We start from the raw sequence: 18,130 nt of genomic DNA, 5'->3' as shown, positions 1-18,130 counted from the left end.
ATGACAAACGTGGCTAATATGGCAAACGCGGCGGACATGGCGGGTGTGGCGAGCAGTCCCGATGCGGCGGATGCCGCGGGCCTCACGAATCCAGCCAACGTCGCAGTGCGCAATCTGACGATTCAACTCGGCGCGAACACGGTGATCGAGAATCTGAATCTCGACGTGCGGGCCGGCGAATTCGTCGTGCTGCTCGGACCGTCCGGCTGCGGCAAATCCACCTTGCTGCACAGCATTGCCGGTTTGATCGACGTTACCGACGGCAGCATCGAGATTGCCGGCGAAGACATGACCTGGGCCGACCCCAAAGACCGGCGCATCGCGCTGGTGTTCCAGTCGTACGCGTTGTATCCGACCATGAGCGTGGAGCGCAACCTGTCGTTTGCGCTGCGCATCAACGGCACGCCTAAGGCGGAGATTGCGCGGCGCGTGGCGCGCGCCTCGGACATGCTGCAACTCGGACCGCTGCTCAAGCGCAAACCGGCGCAACTGTCGGGCGGCCAACGGCAGCGGGTGGCCATCGGACGGGCGATCGTGCGCGAAGCAGACGTGTTCCTGTTCGACGAGCCGCTCTCGAATCTCGACGCCAAATTGCGCACCGAGCTGCGCCGTGAACTCAAGCAATTGCACCAGCGCCTGGGCGCGACGATGATCTACGTCACGCACGATCAGGTCGAGGCAATGACGCTTGCCACTCGCATGGCGGTGATGCGCGGCGGCGTCATCCAGCAGTTTGGCACGCCCGCCGAAGTCTACGCGCGCCCCGACAACCTGTTCGTCGCGACGTTTCTGGGCACGCCCGCGATGAACCTGCTCAAGGGCACGCTCGAAGCACGCGACGGCGCGCTCCACTTCTGCACGGAGCGTTGGCGGCTCGACGTGTCGGCGTACTCGTTCAAGATCGCGCCCGCGAACGGCTTGCCGTGCGTGCTCGGCGTGCGGGCCGAAGACGTGAGGCTGGCCGAAGGCGCGAGCGAACACGCAAAAGTTTCGCTCGTGGAGCCGATGGGCAACCACCGCGTCATCTGGCTCGACTATCATGGCGTGCAGGTCGCATCGATCGACCAGACGAAGACGCCGGTGGCGATAGGGGACACCGCGGCGTTTTCGTTCGACAGTACCCATGTCTCTCTGTTCGACGAAGCGGGCGGCGCGCGTTTGTAGCGCCGGCACGCGGCGTCGCTGACAATACAACATGCTTGACGGAGATCCGCGTGGCAACACTCAAAGATGTCGCGGCACTGGCCGGCGTGGGCATGTCGACCGCCTCGCGTGCCATTTCAGGTAAGGGACCCATCTCAGCCGATGCCGCCGCGCGCGTGAAGGCGGCCATCGAACAGTTGAACTTTCGTCCGTCTTCCATCGGCCGGGCCATGGCCACGCAGTCGCTCGGCATGGTCGGCATTTTCGTGCCGACGTTCTTCGGTTCCTACTACGGCACGATCCTTAAGCAGACCGACGAAGAACTGCGCGCGGTGCGGCGTCACGTGGTGGTGGCGACCGGCTGCGGAGAAGTCTCGCCGCGCGAGCAGGCCATCGAGGCGGTGCGCTTTCTGATCGGCCGCGATTGCGACGGCGTGGTGGTGATCAGCCACGATCTGCACGACGAAGACCTGATCATGCTGCACAAGATGCACCCGAAAATGGTGTTTCTGAACCGCGCGTTCGACCAGTTGCCGGAGGCGTCGTTTTGCGCCGACCACCACCGGGGCGGCGAACTGGCCGCGCGCACACTGCTCGATCACGGGCATCGCGAGATTGCGGTGATTTCCGGGCCTTTCACTTCTTCGGACAACCAGATGCGTCTGGAGGGCTTTTTCGCCGAGCTGGCGCGCGAGGGCATTGCACGCGACGACGTCACGCTAATCGAGTCAGACTTCTCACCGGAAGGCGGCTACGCCGCCGCGCAAAAGCTGCTCGGCACGAAGCGCCGTTTCACCGGTCTGTTCTGCGCGAACGATACGATGGCGGTGAGTGCGCTGGCCTGTTTTCACCAGGCGGGAATCTCGGTGCCTGGCGAAGTCTCGGTGATCGGTTACGACGACGATTATTCGGCCGCGTATGCCGCGCCCGGACTCACCTCGGTGCATATCCCGACCGCGGAACTGACGCAGAACGCCGTGCGCTGGCTGGTCAATCAGTGCTACCGGACCACATGGGATATTTTCCGCGAATTTCCGGTGAGCGTGACGATGCGGGAGTCGGTGGGACCGGCGCAGGGGGCGACGCAGGCGGCGCGGTTGAGCAGCACGTCGTAGCTGCTCTCGGCGAGGTGGGAAGCGCTGACCTCGCTACCCCTCCGCCCGTGAAGGTTCAGGTGCCGCTGCGCAGCGACTGCTCGTAGCGCAGGCGCGCTTCTTCATCGAGGCGCGTATCTTCGAGTTCCTGAAGCACGGCTTCGAGATCGATCGGCGTGGTATCCAGAGCGACGCGGCCGGTCAACGCGGCGTCGACATGCAATGCGCCCGCTTCGTAGAGCGACCAGATTTCCTTGCCGTAACTGGTCTCCAGTAACGCCGGCGCGAAGCGGCCGAAATACGTGGCGAGGTTGTTGACGTCGCGCTCGAGCATGGCGGGCGCTTCGAGATTGCCGGCGGCATCCACGGCCTGCGGCAGGTCGATGATGACCGGGCCGTCGGCGGCAAGCAGGATGTTGTACTCGGACAGGTCGCCGTGAATCATGCCGGCGCACAGCATGCGCACCACCTCGTTCACCAGCCGCGCATGCAGTTCGAGCGCGCGTTCTTCCGTCATCTCGACATCGTTCAGACGCGGCGCGACGTTGCCGTCGGCGTCGGTCACCAACTCCATCAGCAATACGCCGTCGGTGCAGATAAAAGGCTGCGGCACGCGCACGCCCGCGTTCGCGAGCTGGAACAGCGCGTCGACTTCGGCGTTCTGCCAGGCCTGTTCCTGCACTTCGCGGCCATAGCGGCTGCCTTTTTCCATCGCGCGTTGCTGGCGGCTGTTCTTGACCTTGCGGCCTTCGCGGTAGGACGCAGCCTGGCGGAAGCTGCGCTGTTTGGCATCCTTGTAGACTTTCGCGCAGCGCGTGGCGTCGCCGCTGCGTACCACGTAGACGGTGGCTTCCTTGCCGCTCATCAACTGGGAGATGACTTCGTCGATCAGGCCTTCTTCGACGAGCGGGAGCAGACGTTTCGGTGTTTTCATGCGACCGCCGAAGAGCGGTGGTCGGCGCGGCGGCGATAAGCGGCCGGCGGCGAGGGCAGGTGATGCGGGATTCGGGTCATGCGGGATTATACGGGGAGACCGCCTCGAGCATAAAAAGCGGCCGTGAAACGACTGCGGACTCGCGCGAGATTGTTATCGCTGCCGACACAGTCATTTGCTGTTTTCCCCCGTTCAGTTCGCATGCCGATCGCGTAAACTCGCGGGAACAAGACGTTACGGGGTGCGAGATGTTGGCCGTGTTCTTCATTGCCTGTCCGATCTGCATTGCCGCGTTGTTCGGTTTCGCGCGGCACGTGCATCCGGCTACGGGACAATTCAGGCGGTAAGTCGGTCAGCCGGGTGATGTCCGCAGCGCCAATCGGGCGCGTACTGCGTGTTCTCTTTCTTGAGGCGACCTCGCTACAGGTCTTGCCTTTGAGTGCCGAGTCGCGGCACGATGCGCGATAACCTGGATTAGGGCGGTATCGCGGATGCGAGATTTTCTGGCGACTATCACGGCACGCGCCGCCGTGCTGAAGGGCGTTCTTCCTCTGAACCGCGCCGCGGCGGCGCGTGATGCGTTGGCCGGTGTGCAGCTTGCGTCGATGGATATTCCGCAAGTGCTCGGCTACGCGCGTATTGCCGGCATGCCGGCTGTGACGGGCTTGTACACGGTCTTTCTGCCGCTAATCGCCTTTGCGTTTTTCGGCGCCTCGCGGCATTTGGTCGTCGCCGCGGACTCCGCGACCGCCACCATCTTCGCAAGCCGGCTTGCCACCATGGCGCCGGCCTCCAGCGCTGAATATGCCGCGCTCGCCGCGATGGTCGCCTTGCTGACCGCTGCCTTGCTGTTCATCGCGCGGATTTTCAAACTGGGCTTTCTCGCCGATTTTCTGTCGCGCACCGTGCTGGTCGGCTTCCTTGCAGGCGTCGGCGTACAGGTCGGTATTGCGATGCTCGGCGACATGTTGGGCTTGCGCGGACACGCGGCGCGCAGCGTCGATCAGGTCATGCTGGTGGTGCGCGAAGTTAGCCAGATCCATCGGCCGACGCTCGCCATTTCGCTGCTGGTGGTCGTCGCCATTCTGACGTGCAAACGCTTTCTGCCACGCGTGCCGGTGCCGTTGATCGCGGTCGTGGCGGGTATTGCGGCGAGCGATATGTATCGCTTTCCGGCCCACGGCATTGCCGTGCTCGGCCCGGTGGCGGGCGGCTTGCCACCGCTGCGCGTACCGTCGGTGACATGGCAGCAGATGCTCGATCTGCTGCCCGTGGCGGCGTCCTGCTTCGTGATGATCGTCGCGCAGAGCGCCGCGGCGAGCCGTGTGTTCGCCGAGCGTTATCACGAACCCGTCGATACCAACGCCGACTTGCTCGGCATCGCCGCGGCCAACGCGGCGGCGGCGTTTTCAGGCGCCTTCGTGGTGAACGGCAGTCCGACGCAAACCGCCATGGCCGATCTCGCCGGCACGCGCAGCCAGTTTGCGCAGTTGGTCTTCGCGGCCGTGGTGGTGGCGGTGCTGCTGTTTTTCAGCCGCTTTTTGCAGTATCTGCCGCACTGCATTCTCGCCAGCATCGTGTTTACGATCGCCATCGGCCTGATCAATCTGAAAACCTTGTTCGCGATTCGCCGGGAGAGCCCTGGCGAATTCGCGCTGGCCGTGTTCACCGCGGCGGCCGTGGTGCTGATTGGCGTCGAGCACGGCATTCTGGTGGCGGTGGCGCTCTCGCTGCTGCGTCACGTGCGCCACAGCTACCGTCCGCACACGATGATTCTCGCCCCCAACGACGACGGCGTCTGGGTGCCGGTGCCCGCCGTGCCCGGCGTCCAGACCGCGCCGGGCCTGATCGTCTACCGCTTCGGCGCCGACCTGTTTTACGCGAACGACCACTTTTTCGTCGACGATACCCGGCGCCTGATCGACCTTGCCCCGAGCAAGGTGCGCTGTTTCGTGATCGACGCAAGCGCGATCACCGACATCGACTATTCGGCCTCACGCTCGGTCGGCGAGTTGTGCCAGACATTGAAAAGCCAGGGCATCGAGGTATTGTTCGCGCGCGTGAACCGCTATTTGCGTTCGGACATGGACCGGCACGGCATCACGCCGATCGTCGAAGAAGGTTGCATTTTCAACACTTTGCACGAAGCGCTGCGCACGGCCGGTGTGGAGAAACCCGACCGGCATGTGAAAGAGGGCACGTAAGCGCGGGATTGCGCGAGGGCAGCGCGATGCGCAGCTTCCGGCGCCGCGATTATTCGTCAGCGAAGAAATAGCCGATGAAGAAACATACGCCTGCGATAACAGCGCCCAACACCGCGACTGTATAAGCGAACGCCGTGCCGTGCCACAGCCCGTCGAACCACTGATGAAGCTGCGCCATCAGCACCGCCGCACTGCCGCCAATACGCTGCAATTCGATCTGATAGCGCGGATCGGCCACGCTGTACATGGAGACGGCGCTGTCCGGCGGCGGCGTGGTCGCGTAAATGATCACGGCCAGAATCACGCCGGCCACGAATGCCGTGATGCCCGCGAGGTAGAGCCGCTTGCGCCATGGCGAGCGCTGCGCTGCCGGATTCACTTCGTTACCGCCGCTCATCGTATTCGTCTATCCGCTTCAATTGTCACGGCGACAGTATCGCAGAGCGGCGAGCGCCTCCGGACGCGCTCAGCTTTTCGAAGTCAGCAGCTTGATGCCGGCAATGCCGAACATGATGGCGAGCGAGCCGTCCAGCCAGCGCCGGATCGACGCGTAGATGCGCCGTGCGGAAGCGGTCGAAAACAGCACCGCATAGCTGCTGAACACCGACATGCCGATGCACATGCAGCCGAGCACCACCGGCGTGGCATGCGAGGTGCCGCCGGCCGGCGACATGGCCAGCGAGACGATCGAGAGCCACACCAGAATCGCTTTCGGATTGGTGAGATGCAGCAGCAGGCCGCGCAGATAGAGACGCTTGAGTGGTTCGTTGTCACGCGCCGTGCCCGTGGGCAATGCCTTGGGACGGAACGCGGAGCGCGCGGATTTGAAGCCGAGCCACAGCAGATACAGCCCGCCGGCAATCTTGATCGCCACCAGACACTCCGAGTAAGTGGCGAGTACCGCCGACAAACCCAGTGACGCCAGCAGCGCCCAGAAGTACGAACCCGACACCACGCCGAGCGCGAAGGTGAGCGCGGAACGGCGGCCCGCGCTCATCGCCAGCGACATGATCGCGAGATTACTGGGCCCGGGGCTCGCCGTACCGACGAAGTAGGCGCTGTAGGCGATCAGGACATCGGCGGTGAGGAAGCTGCTGGCGATCATGAGCTGGACCTTGGCGGCGGGCAGGACGTGCGGCTCGCAGCGCACACGGGTAAGGAGCGCGAGACGTCGCGCGAACGCAGATTTTGCGCGTGGGCGGAAGAATCTCACAGATACAGTTCGTTGCTCCAGCAACAGCACAATCGCGCGGACGCGGCGGCTTGGGCTCACGCACCGGCTGCCATGCCGATGCAATCCGCGAGCGCGCCCGCCACCGCCTGGCGACTATGCCGCGGACGTTGCACGAGGCCGATTTCCCGCTGAAACGTCGCCTCGCCGAGTTCGATCGCGACGACGCCGGCCGGCCATTTGCCGAGTCCCGCGCTATTCGGAAGCAGCGCCACGCCGATACCGCGCGCGACCAGTTGCACGATGCCTTGCAACTCGTCCAGCTCGATCACGTCGCGCACATTGACCCGCGAGCGCCGCAGAAACCGGTCGACCAGCCTGCCGCCGAACGAGCCGCGGTCGTAGCGGATAAACGGCTCGCTGCGCAGCAGTTCGCGCCAGGACCGCGCCGCGCCCTTGCCGCGCACGAGCGCCTTGGGCACGAGCAGCACGAACGGTTCGGTGACGAGCGTGCGCCATTCGAGTTCGGACGGCAGCGCGAAGGGCGGTTTGATGATGACCGCCAGGTCCAGTTCGCCGGAGTCCACTTGCCCCAGCAAGCCCAGCGACACGCCGGGCACGACCCGAATGCGCCAGCCGGGACGGTCGTCGCGAAAGCGCGCGAGTGCGTCGGCGAGAAACGACACTTGCGCGGATGCAATGGCGCCCACCCGCAGCATGCCGCTTTCCGCCGCGACCGCGCCACGTTCGGAAAGCCGCGCGTAGAGCGTCATCATTTCCTCGGCGAGCGTGAGCGTTTCGCGGCCGGCGTCGTTGAGTGTGGCGGAGCGGCCGGTGCGGTCGAAGAGCGCGAAGCCGAGTTCTTCTTCGAGCCGTTGCATTTGCGCGCTCACGGCGGATTGCGTCAGCCCGATGCGCGCGCCGGCGCCCGAAAACGTGCCGTACTGGCTGACGGCAATGAAAGTCTTGAGTTCGCTTAGCATTTTCGATTGATCGAATTTGGTGTTAGTCAGATAAAATATATATCGTTTTTCAACATTTTTAGTCATGGTTAAACTTTGCTTCACGCGTGAGGTTTTCAAAAGGCCTGCACGCTCAACCCAATTCCAATCAGCGAGTTCCCCATCATGAGCGTTGCCGATACCGTCTTGCCGCCGTTCCATCTGGCGTTCCCTGTTCATAGCCTTGCCGCCGCGCGCGAGTTTTACGGCGAACTGCTGGGCTGCCCGGAAGGCCGCAGCTCGGACGCGTGGGTCGATTTCAATTTTTATGGCCATCAGATCGTCGCGCATCTCGCGCCGGAGGAAATCGGTCATCGTCATACCAGCAAGGTCGACGGCGATGCCGTGCCGGTCCGTCACTTCGGCGCGGTGCTCTCGATGGCGCAATGGCAGGCCGCGGCGGACAAGCTGCAAGCGGCCGGCATCGACTTCATCATCGAACCGCATGTGCGTTTCAAGGGTGAAGTGGGCGAACAGGCGACCATGTTCTTCCTCGACCCGTCGGGCAATGCGCTGGAATTCAAGGCGTTCGCGGATATGTCGGCGTTGTTTGCGAAGTAACGCCGGTAGCGGCGTGGCAAAGGGTCGAGGATCGACCAGGCTTTGAACGCGCGTGAAGTATTTGCTTCGCGCAAACCAATCTGTGCGATGTTTCGCGACGCGCTCGCGCGACATCGCATTGAAGCGGCACCCCAATTCCGGCTATCTTCTCTTATCAAACGTTTGCTTGCCGGCAAACTCCTCGCAGTTCGAGCACCGTTTTTCCTTACGTTAGCCTTCCTGACAATTCCGCCATTTTGGCGCCATGCAGGTGTTGGTGCTAGCGATCTAGCATAAGCGCTGATTCACCATCCCTTACCTGCATTCATTCGGGCGCGTTTCATGTGGATCGTCAACGTTGCGCTTAAGCGGCCCTACACGTTCATCGTGATGGCCATTCTGATCTTGCTGGCGACGCCGTTCGTGCTGTTCACCACGCCGGTCGACGTGCTGCCGGAAATCAATATTCCGGTGGTCAGTATCATCTGGACCTACACGGGCTTGTCGGCCGAAGACATGGCCAACCGCATCACCTCGGTCAACGAGCGCAGTTTGACCACCACGGTCAACGACATCGAGCACATCGAATCGCAATCGCTCGCGGGCATCACGATCCTGAAGGTGTTCCTGCAGCCGAACGCGAACATTCAGACTGCGATCGCACAAACGGTGGCCGTCGAACAGGCGCAGCTCAAGCAGATGCCGCCGGGCGCTACGCCGCCGCTCGTGATCAGCTATTCGGCTTCAAGTATTCCGGTAATCCAGCTCGGCCTGTCGAGCCCGAAACTCTCCGAGCAGGCGCTCAACGATACGGCGCTGAACTTTCTGCGCCCGCAACTCGTGACGATTCCCGGCGCGGCCGTGCCGTATCCGTATGGCGGCAAGTCGCGGCTGATCTCGGTCGACCTGAACACGCGCGCGCTGCTTGCCAAAGGCCTGACCCCTTCCGATGTGGTCAGCGCGTTCAACGCGCAAAACCTGATCTTGCCGACCGGCACGGCGAAGATCGGACCGAAGGAATACACGATCAACATGAACGGCTCGCCCAGCACGCTGGAAGGGCTCAACGATATTCCGGTGCGCACGCTCAATGGCGCGACCACGTATTTGCGTGAAGTCGCGCATGTGCGCGACGGTTTCTCGCCGCAGACCAATATCGTGCGGCAGGACGGGCATCGCGGCGTGCTGATGTCGGTGCTCAAGAACGGCAGTGCGTCGACGCTCTCCATCGTGAATACGCTGAAGGGGCTGCTGCCGAACGCACAAGCGGCATTGCCGCCCGATCTGAAAATCACTGCATTGTTCGATCAGTCGGTGTTCGTGAAAGCGGCGGTGCAGGGCGTGGTGCGCGAGGCGCTGGTCGCCGCCGCGCTGACCGCCGCGATGATCCTGCTGTTCCTCGGCAACTGGCGCAGCACCTGCATTATCGCGATCTCGATTCCGCTGTCGATCCTGTCCTCGCTGATCGCGCTGCATGCGCTCGGGCAGACCATCAACATCATGACGCTCGGCGGTCTCGCGCTGGCGGTCGGGATTCTGGTGGACGATGCCACGGTGACGATCGAGAACATCGAACGGCATCTGCATATGGGCACGAATCTGCACGACGCGATTCTCGACGGCGCGGGTGAAATTGCGATTCCGGCGCTGGTGTCCACGCTCTGTATCTGTATCGTGTTCGTACCGATGTTCTTCCTGACCGGCGTGGCGCGTTATCTGTTCGTGCCGCTCGCCGAAGCGGTGGTGTTCGCCATGCTGGCGTCGTACATTCTCTCGCGTACGCTGGTGCCGACCCTCGCGATGCTGCTGATGGGGCACGCGCACAAGCCGAAGCAGGGTGCGAAGCCCGGTCTGTTCATGCGCCTCTATCACCGCTTCGATCGTGGCTTTGAGCGCATGCGCGCCGGCTACATCATGATTCTGAGCAGCTTGCTGGTGCGTCGCGGCATGTTCGGCAGCGTGTTCCTCGGCTTTTGCGTCGTCTCGATGGGCCTGATTTTCGTGCTCGGCGAAGACTTCTTCCCGAGCGTGGACGCCGGCGACATTCGCCTGCATATGCGTGCGCCGACCGGCACGCGCATCGAGGAAACCGCGCGTCTCGCCGACGAAGTCGAAAAGGTGATTCGCGAGGTCGTGCCGCAGAAAGAACTCGGCACCATCCTCGACAATCTCGGTTTGCCCTATAGCGGCATCAATCTTTCGTACAGCAATGCGGGCACGATCGGCACGCTCGACGGCGAGATCCAGGTGGCGCTCAATGAAGATCACAAGCCCACGCAAATCTACATGGACAAATTGCGCGCGATTCTGCCGCAGCGCTTTCCGGGCGTCGAGTTTTTCTTTCAGCCGGCCGACATCGTCACGCAGATTCTCAACTTCGGTTTGCCTGCCGCCGTGGACGTGCAGATTTCCGGCGCGAATCAGGAGGGCAACTTCGACATTGCGCGCAAGCTGCTGAAACAGGTGCGCATGATTCCCGGCACAGTGGACACGCATATACAGCAGAAGCTGGATGAACCGGCGATCAATCTTCAGATGGACCGCACGCGGCTTCAGCAACTCAATCTGAGCGCAAGCAATGTGGCGCAAAACGTGCTCATTTCGTTGTCGGGCAGTTCGCAAACATCGCCGGGTTTCTGGTTCAACAACCGCAACGGCGTGGAATACAACGTCGCGGTGCAAACGCCACAGTACCAGGTGTCGTCGATCGACGAACTGTTGCGCACGCCGGTCTCCGGTTCGGCCAGCGGCCCGACGCAACTGCTCGGCAACCTGGTGCGGGTCGCACCGCAGACGCAGTTCGCCGAAGTCACGCACTACAACATCAGGCCGGTGATCGATCTGTATGTGAGCGTCGAGAAGCGCGACCTGGGGAGTGTGGCGAATCAGGTCGACAAGCTGGTGGACAACGTGCGCGCGTCGCTGCCGCGCGGCAGTCAGATTACCGTGCGCGGCCAGGTGCAGACCATGCGCAGTTCGTTCTTCGGTCTGGGACTCGGCGTGGCGATGGCGATCGTGCTGGTGTACCTGCTGATCGTCGTGAACTTCCAGTCGTGGGTCGATCCGTTGATCATCGTCAGCGCGTTGCCCGCGGCGCTGGCGGGCATTGTGTGGATGCTGTTCCTGACCGGCACGCACCTGAGCGTGCCGGCCTTGACCGGCGCGATCATGACCATGGGCGTGGGTACCGCCAACAGTATTCTGATGGTGTCGTTCGCGCGCCAGCGTCTGTCCGCCGGCGCACCGCCGCTGACCGCCGCGCTCGAAGCCGGCGCAAGCCGGATCAGGCCGGTGCTGATGACGGCCTTCGCGATGATCATCGGCATGATTCCTATGGCGCTCGGTTTGGGCGAAGGCGCCGAGCAGAATGCGCCGCTCGGCCGCGCGGTGATCGGCGGCTTGCTGTTCGCCACTGTGTCCACACTGTTTTTCGTGCCGCTGGTGTTCGCGGCGATTCACTCCCGCCTCGCGCGCCGCCACCGCGGCGGCGATGACGATGGCGGCGCGAATCACACGAGTTCCCACGACGACGGCCCCGCGCCCGAGCACGGCGCCGCTGGCAAGCCCGCGTAAAGTTAAACGACGGCTGACTGATATGGCTGACTGAGATGGCTGACTGAGATGACCGAAAAAACTCATGCATCGCTAGCGATTCCTGCGCGAGAGACGGAAGGCGGTCACGCCTTGCCACCGCGCCATCAAGAATGGAAGCGCGCCAAAATCGCCGTGTGGATCGTGCTGGCGCTGCTGGCCGTCGGGGCCTTGCGCACCGTGATCGCCAACATCATGCAAAACCATGCGGTGGCGGAGACCACGAAGCAGAACGCCACGCAGTATGTGAACGTGGTGAGCCCGACCCAGACTGAAGGCGGCGGCGATACCTTGCTGCCAGGCACGCTGCGCGGCTACGTCGAATCGCCGATCTTTGCGCGCTCCACCGGTTATCTGCTGCACTGGTACGCCGATATCGGCGCGCGAGTGAAGCAGGGCCAATTGCTCGCCGATCTGGATACGCCGGAAATCGATCAGGAACTCGCGCAAGCTTTGGCGCAGCGCCAGCAAACCAGTTCGAGCCTCGGCCTCGCGAAGAGCTCGCTGGACCGCTGGCAGCAATTGCGTCAGCGCGATGCGGTCTCGCAACAGGAACTCGACGAACGGCAGAGCACTTATACGCAAGACGTCGCCAATCTTGCCGCCGCCGACGCCAACGTCAAGCGCCTGCAGCAACTCGAATCGTTTAAGCGGATCGTGGCGCCGTTCGCGGGCGTGGTCACGCAACGCAATGTGGATGTCGGCGACCTGATCGACGCGGGCAGCGGCACGAGCCGCGCGCTCTTCGCGCTCGCGCAGTCGGACCCGCTGCGCGTTTATGTGCAATTGCCGCAGGCGTATGCGCAAAACGTGTCGGCGGGGCAGAAGGTGGTGGTGACGCAGGCCGAACTGCCGGGCCAGCAATTCCACGGCACGATCACGCACATTTCCGGCGCGATCGACGTGCCCACCCGTTCGCTGCAGATCGAAGTGACCTTGCCGAATCCGGACGACAAGCTGCGCCCCGGCGCGTATGTCCAGGTGGCGGTGCCGGCCTCGGCGCATGCGCGATTGACGGTGCCGGGCAATGCTTTGCTGTTTCGTGCTGAAGGCCCGCGCGTCGCGGTGGTCGATGCGAAGGGCAACGTGCGGCTGCATAAGATCGTGATCGCGCAGGATCTCGGACAGTCGCTCGAAATCGAAAGCGGCGTCGAGGCGAACGACAAGATCATCATCAACCCGAGCGATTCGATCGCGGACGGCGATCACGTGCAGATCCAGCAGCCGCAAACCAACCGCAAGGGGGCGTCGTGAAGCACGTGGCCACATGCCGTGCGCTGACGACGCTGGCGGGCGCGGCGTTGCTGGCCGCGTGCACGGTCGGGCCGAATTACGAGCGGCCGCAGGCCGAGGTGCCGCCCAGCTGGCAAACCGATTCGTACTGGCGCGTGGCCGTGCCGTCTCATGCGCCGATCTCGCCGGACTGGTGGAGCGGGTTCAGCGATCCGACGCTCGCCACGCTGGAAACGCAGGCGCTCGCGCAGAATCAGACGCTGGTCGCGGCCAGCGCGCATTACGAGCAGGCCCGGGCGACGCTCGCGAATAACCGCGCACAGCAGATTCCCGAAGTCGATTTCGCGGCGCAGGGATCGCGCTTCCGGATTTCGCAGAACCGTCCGCGAACGAATTACGGCACGCCCACGACGTCGACGGTGCAAAACAATGTGCAGCTCGGCCCCACGATCAGCTACGACACCGATCTATTCGGCCGGATACGTCGCGAAGTGGAAGGCGCGACGGCTTCCGCGCAGCAATCGGCGGATGATCTGGCCAACGCGCGGCTCGTGCTCACCACCGATGTCGCCAGCGACTATTTCTCGCTGCGTGAACTCGACGCCGAGATCGACGTGCTGAATCGGTCGGTGAAACTGCAGCAGAAGGCGCTCGACTACGTCACCACGGAACATGATCTCGGTTCGGTGTCCGGGCTCGATGTGCTGCAACAGAAGTCGCTGCTCGACTCGACGCGCGTGCAGGCGCAACTGCTGCTGAATCAGCGGGCGCAGTTCGAACATGCGATTGCTGCGTTGGTCGGCGTGCCCGCACCGCAGTTTTCGATCGAGCCCAAGGTGCTCGCGGTTCAGGTTCCGTCGATTCCGCTTGGCGTGCCCAGCGACGTGTTGCAGCGACGGCCGGATGTCGCCTCGGCGGAGCGCGCGATGGCCGCGGCGAACGCGCAGATCGGCGTCGCCAGGGCGGCGTTCTTCCCGAGTCTCACGCTGGCGCCGAGCATCGGTTGGGAAAGCACGCAGTTCGCCAGCCTGCTGAGCGCGCCGACGCTGATGTGGACGCTCGGCGCGGCAGTCGGCCAGGTGTTGTTCGACGGCGGCCGCCGCGCGGCCAACGTGAAGTTCGCGAGCGAAGGCTACAAGGCCACCGAGGCGAACTACCGCCAGACCGTGCTCACCGCGTTCCAGCAGGTGCAGGACTGCATCACCGGACTGTCCGTGCTGGACGGCGCGGCGAAGCAGTCGAGCGAGGCCGTCACCGATGCGCAGCGTCTGCTGACGCTCGCCAACGACCGCTATTCGGGCGGCCTCGTCGCTTACCTCGACGTGATCACCGCCCAGCAGTCGCTGCTTACCAGCGAGCGCCAGGACGTGCAGATTCACGGCCAACAGATGACGCTGTCAGTCTCGCTCGTGAAGGCGCTCGGCGGCGGCTGGGACGTCGGCACGGACATGTCGAATACGCCCGCGGGCACGCAGCCCGGCGACACGAAGGAGGCGATGGCTCCCGCGCGGTGAGCTAGCGGATCATGAAGCAACCGGGGCGGTAACAGGGGCAGCAGCAGGGCAGCAGTGGGAGCACGCGGCGGTGCGCAAGACGACTGCAAGGCGTTTCGTATAATGCACATACAAGGGGACGCGCATGAAATTGCTGATTGTTGAAGACGAGCACAAGGTGGTGGACTACCTGCGCTCCGGTTTGACAGAGCAGGGGTGGGTCGTCGACGTTGCGCTCGACGGCGAGGAAGGCATGCATCTGGCCACCGAATTCGATTACGACGTGATCGTCCTCGACGTGATGCTGCCCAAACGCGACGGCTTCAGCGTGCTGAAGGCGCTGCGTATGCGCAAGTCCACGCCGGTCATCATGCTCACCGCGCGCGATCACGTGAACGACCGCGTGCGCGGCCTGCGCGAAGGCGCCGACGACTACCTCACCAAACCCTTTTCGTTTCTCGAACTGGTCGAGCGGCTTCATGCGCTCGCGCGCCGCACGCGCTCGCAGGAGTCGACGCTGATTTCCGTCGGCGATCTGTTCGTCGATCTGATCGGCCGGCGCGCGACGCGCGACGGCGTGCGCCTCGATCTCACCGCCAAGGAATTCCAGCTGCTCAGCGTGCTGGCGCGCCGGCAAGGCGACATTCTGTCGAAGACCGCGATTACCGAACTCGTCTGGGACGTCAACTTCGACAGCCATACCAACGTGGTCGAGACCGCGATCAAGCGATTGCGCGCCAAGCTCGACGGCCCGTTCCCCTCCAAACTGCTGCATACCGTGCGCGGCATGGGGTACGTGCTCGAAGTGCGTGAAGAGGCGGAGCAGCCATGAACAGGTCGATTGCCCGGCGCCTCGCGTTGATGTTCGCGCTGGTCGCGCTGTTCGTGTTCACGCTGGTCGGCACGGGCCTCTTTCTGGTGCTGCGCACGCAGCTCGAACACCATCTGCGCGAGTCGCTCGACGACCGCACGCAGATCGCGCGCATCATCGTGTATCACGCCGTGACGCCGGAGAAGTGGCGCATGGCGCGCGAAAAGCTTACCGACATGACGCCGCACGACGGCAGCACGGTATACGCGGTGTCGAGCACCGATCCGTATTTCCATTACGGCACGCCGGTCGGCGGCTCGGTGGTCACGAGCTGGGCCGGCGGCTATGCGCGCGTGACGCCGGCGGGCGGCGGCCAGGACATGCTGACCTCCACGGTGACGATTCCCGCTTACGGCGCGCGTCCGGCGGTGCAATTGCAGGTGGCCGCGAGCTATTCGCCCAATGTGCGCACCATGCGCGTGTTCGGCTCGGCGCTCGCCGCGTTGTCGGCGCTCGGCAGTCTTGGCGTGTTGCTGCTCAGCTATTCGGTCACGCGGCTCGGTCTCGCGCCGCTCACGCGCCTCACTCGCGACGCTTCCGCCGTGAGTCCGAATAACCGCTCGCAGCGTCTGAATACGGCCTCGCTGCCGCTCGAACTGAACGACCTGGCCAACTCCTTCAATGGTGCATTGGAGCGGCTCGACGGCGCGTATGGCCGCCTTGAATCGTTCAATGCGGACGTGGCTCACGAACTGCGCACGCCGGTGACGATTCTGATTGGCCAGACGGAAGTCGCGTTGACACGCAATCGCTCGGTCGACGATCTGCGTCACACGTTGCAATCGAATCTCGAAGAATACGAGCGCATGCGGGCGATCATCAACGACATGCTGTTTCTCGCACGCGCCGATCAGGGCGAGCGCGCAACAGGTCTCGTCGACGTGTCGCTGGCCGCGGAAGTCGCGCATACCTTGGAGTTTCTGGAGATACCGCTCGAAGAAGCGCGGGTGCATGCGCAATTGCGCGGCGACGCCATGGCGCGCGTGAACCGCTCGCTGTTCGGCCGCGCCTGCACGAATCTGTTGATGAACGCTATCCAGCATTGCGAGCCGGACGCCGAGATCAGCGTGACGATCGTGAGTGACGAGAGTCAGGTGCGCGTGGCGGTGGCCAATCCCGGTGAGCCGATCTCGCCGGATGTGCTCGAACATCTGTTCGACCGGTTCTACCGCGCGGAAGTCTCGCGCACGAATAGCCGCGAAAATCACGGCCTCGGGCTCGCGATCGTGAAAGCGATCGCGGAGATGCATCGCGGCAGCGTGTCCGCGCAAAGCGCGCACGGCATCAACACCTTTGTGTTTTCGGTCGCGGCGGTTTCGCCGACGGAAGCCGGCGTGCCGGCGGCGCGCTCGAATCCGGGTGCGGCTGCTGACGGAACCGGTTATCCGCCACTGGTGAAGAGCAAGTCAGCCTGAATCGGCAGATGCCGCAGCGGCGTTCGAAGGTCGTCTCGCGGCTCGTCGCGATACATTCGCTCCGCAAGCCGATACGCGGACTAGAAATCCAGCGTGAACTGAGCCGGCGCGTCGCTCTCTGTCGCTCCCGCGCGCTGGAGGCCGCCTGCCTTCACGCCCAGCAACCTGATGGATTTAACAAGTTCGACGCGTTTCAGACATTGGGTGGCCGCGTGGCGCAGTGCCTTGGCGTCCGCAACCGGCTCCTGGAGCGTGACGTCGCGCGTTACTGTCTGAAAGTCGTTGAAGCGGAGCTTGATCCCGATCCTGCGCGCGAGATAGCCTTTACGCTGCAAGTCCGACGCCACCTGTTCGCATAAACGGGTAAATGCGGTACCGAGTTCCCGCCTGTGTCGTACGGCGTGCAGGTCCTGCTCGAAGGTGGTCTCGCGGCTCATCGAGACAGGCTCGCTATAAGTGACCACTGGTCTGTCATCGAGCCCATGGGAAACTCTGCGAAGCCATGCCCCATAGCTCCGTCCGAACTGTTCGATTAGCCATTGCTCGCTGCATGCGGCAATGTCACCGATGGTCGTTATCCCTAGAGACGTCAGCTTGGCGTTAGCCTTTGGCCCGATACCGTTGATTTTTGCCGCAGCCATTGGCCAGATCCTGGCTTGCAGATCCTCACGCCGCAGAATGGTGATTCCGTCTGGCTTCTGGATGTCCGAACATAGTTTTGCCAGGAGCTTATTGGGCGCAATGCCGACCGAACATGTGAGATTGGTCGCCTCGAAGACGGCGGATTTCAGCTTCCGTGCAATTTGCTCCGATTCGTCGTTCAGAAGCGATAGATCGGCGTAGACCTCGTCGATGCCCACGTCCTCGACTGTCGGACTTACGGACCGGATTGCGTCCTTGAACAGTCGTGAGTACGTTCGATAGAGATCAAAGTTCACTGGAAGGAGAATGGCATCCGGCGCCAGCCGGGCTGCCTGCATGGTGGGCATCCCGGAATGAACTCCGAACGCTCGTGCTTCGTAGGTTGCGGTTGTCAGGACGCCTCTGCCCGTATAGTCGCGTAAGCGCGCGAACTCACGTGTCCCATCCGGGTTCGTTCGGGGCGCGTCCGAACGACGGCCGGCAACCACCATGGCTTGGCCTCGCAGTTCCGGATACTGCGAAAGTTCACAGGACGCAAAGAATGCGTCCATGTCAATATGGGCTATGCGCCTGTCATCTGGCATGCCTTGATACTCAAAAATAGCGTTCACGGTCTGGCTTGGCCAATAGGGCACTTATCTGGACCCCAGTCATGAACGTCGATATAGCGAGAAGTCGCGTTCTGCGGCGCAAATACCTAGACTGTACATTCATACAGTGTTTTTGTCAGGTCGTAGGGCCTCGCGAACTGTCTGGCGCTTCGATCCGGGTGGCGGAATGCTTTTCGCCTCAGCCATG

At 63.1% G+C, this 18,130-nt stretch carries 14 protein-coding genes; 9 read left to right on the top strand and 5 right to left on the bottom strand.

What is annotated here, in order from left to right; translation table 11 throughout:
• Together B0G81_RS14300 and B0G81_RS14295 are read left to right on the top strand one after the other, a co-directional pair.
• Positions 1-1,164 carry an ABC transporter ATP-binding protein gene (locus B0G81_RS14300; RefSeq protein ID WP_208328533.1) on the top strand — a complete coding sequence of 388 codons (1,164 nt, stop codon included), beginning with the start codon at positions 1-3 and terminating at the stop codon, positions 1,162-1,164.
• Between the two features lie 50 nt (positions 1,165-1,214).
• Positions 1,215-2,258: a substrate-binding domain-containing protein gene (locus B0G81_RS14295; RefSeq protein ID WP_134136544.1), complete on the top strand. Its 1,044-nt coding sequence runs from the start codon at positions 1,215-1,217 to the stop codon at positions 2,256-2,258.
• A gap of 55 nt (positions 2,259-2,313) precedes the next feature.
• On the opposite strand, the gene B0G81_RS14290 is transcribed toward B0G81_RS14295, so the two are convergent.
• Positions 2,314-3,171: a PA4780 family RIO1-like protein kinase gene (locus tag B0G81_RS14290; RefSeq protein WP_116147963.1), complete on the bottom strand. Its 858-nt coding sequence runs from the start codon at positions 3,169-3,171 to the stop codon at positions 2,314-2,316.
• Positions 3,172-3,662: 491 nt separating this feature from the next.
• On the opposite strand from B0G81_RS14290, the gene B0G81_RS14285 reads away from it, so the two are divergent.
• On the top strand, positions 3,663-5,375 hold the full coding sequence (locus tag B0G81_RS14285; protein ID WP_134136542.1) for a SulP family inorganic anion transporter: 1,713 nt from the start codon (positions 3,663-3,665) through the stop codon (positions 5,373-5,375).
• 49 nt (positions 5,376-5,424) lie between these two features.
• Here B0G81_RS14285 and B0G81_RS14280 read toward each other — a convergent pair whose 3' ends face one another.
• The 3 genes from B0G81_RS14280 to B0G81_RS14270 form a co-directional block, all read right to left on the bottom strand.
• A complete protein-coding gene (locus B0G81_RS14280; RefSeq protein ID WP_134136541.1) occupies positions 5,425-5,772 on the bottom strand; it encodes a hypothetical protein in 348 nt (115 codons plus the stop codon).
• Positions 5,773-5,841: 69 nt separating this feature from the next.
• The gene (locus B0G81_RS14275; protein ID WP_116123801.1) at positions 5,842-6,480 is read right to left on the bottom strand and encodes a LysE family translocator; all 639 of its coding nucleotides are present in this window, start codon (positions 6,478-6,480) and stop codon (positions 5,842-5,844) included.
• Between the two features lie 164 nt (positions 6,481-6,644).
• Positions 6,645-7,529 carry a LysR family transcriptional regulator gene (locus tag B0G81_RS14270; RefSeq protein WP_134136539.1) on the bottom strand — a complete coding sequence of 295 codons (885 nt, stop codon included), beginning with the start codon at positions 7,527-7,529 and terminating at the stop codon, positions 6,645-6,647.
• Positions 7,530-7,673: 144 nt separating this feature from the next.
• On the opposite strand from B0G81_RS14270, the gene B0G81_RS14265 reads away from it, so the two are divergent.
• From B0G81_RS14265 to B0G81_RS14240, 6 genes are all read left to right on the top strand, one after another.
• Entirely contained in the window at positions 7,674-8,108 is a 435-nt protein-coding gene (locus B0G81_RS14265; protein ID WP_012427720.1) for a VOC family protein, read from the top strand.
• Positions 8,109-8,429: 321 nt separating this feature from the next.
• Complete coding sequence (locus B0G81_RS14260; RefSeq protein WP_134136535.1) at positions 8,430-11,660, top strand: efflux RND transporter permease subunit; 3,231 nt, start codon at positions 8,430-8,432, stop codon at positions 11,658-11,660.
• 48 nt (positions 11,661-11,708) lie between these two features.
• Positions 11,709-12,932 carry an efflux RND transporter periplasmic adaptor subunit gene (locus B0G81_RS14255; RefSeq protein ID WP_134136531.1) on the top strand — a complete coding sequence of 408 codons (1,224 nt, stop codon included), beginning with the start codon at positions 11,709-11,711 and terminating at the stop codon, positions 12,930-12,932.
• Positions 12,929-14,425 carry an efflux transporter outer membrane subunit gene (locus tag B0G81_RS14250; protein WP_134136526.1) on the top strand — a complete coding sequence of 499 codons (1,497 nt, stop codon included), beginning with the start codon at positions 12,929-12,931 and terminating at the stop codon, positions 14,423-14,425. The genes B0G81_RS14255 and B0G81_RS14250 overlap by 4 nt, the downstream gene beginning before the upstream one ends.
• Positions 14,426-14,549: 124 nt before the next feature.
• A complete protein-coding gene (locus B0G81_RS14245; RefSeq protein ID WP_064269182.1) occupies positions 14,550-15,236 on the top strand; it encodes a heavy metal response regulator transcription factor in 687 nt (228 codons plus the stop codon).
• A complete protein-coding gene (locus B0G81_RS14240; RefSeq protein WP_134136523.1) occupies positions 15,233-16,690 on the top strand; it encodes a heavy metal sensor histidine kinase in 1,458 nt (485 codons plus the stop codon). Before B0G81_RS14245 ends, B0G81_RS14240 begins: the two co-directional genes overlap by 4 nt.
• Before the next feature lie 80 nt (positions 16,691-16,770).
• Here B0G81_RS14240 and dinB read toward each other — a convergent pair whose 3' ends face one another.
• Positions 16,771-17,916, bottom strand: coding sequence for a DNA polymerase IV (gene dinB / locus B0G81_RS14235; protein ID WP_106282349.1), 1,146 nt, complete (start codon positions 17,914-17,916; stop codon positions 16,771-16,773).
• Between the last annotated feature and the right edge of the window lie 214 nt (positions 17,917-18,130).

Source organism: Paraburkholderia sp. BL6665CI2N2 (assembly GCF_004366535.1).
Classification (GTDB): Bacteria; Pseudomonadota; Gammaproteobacteria; order Burkholderiales; family Burkholderiaceae; genus Paraburkholderia.
The sequence above is the reverse complement of the archived record's forward strand: the minus strand, read 5'-3'. Positions and strand labels throughout refer to the sequence as shown.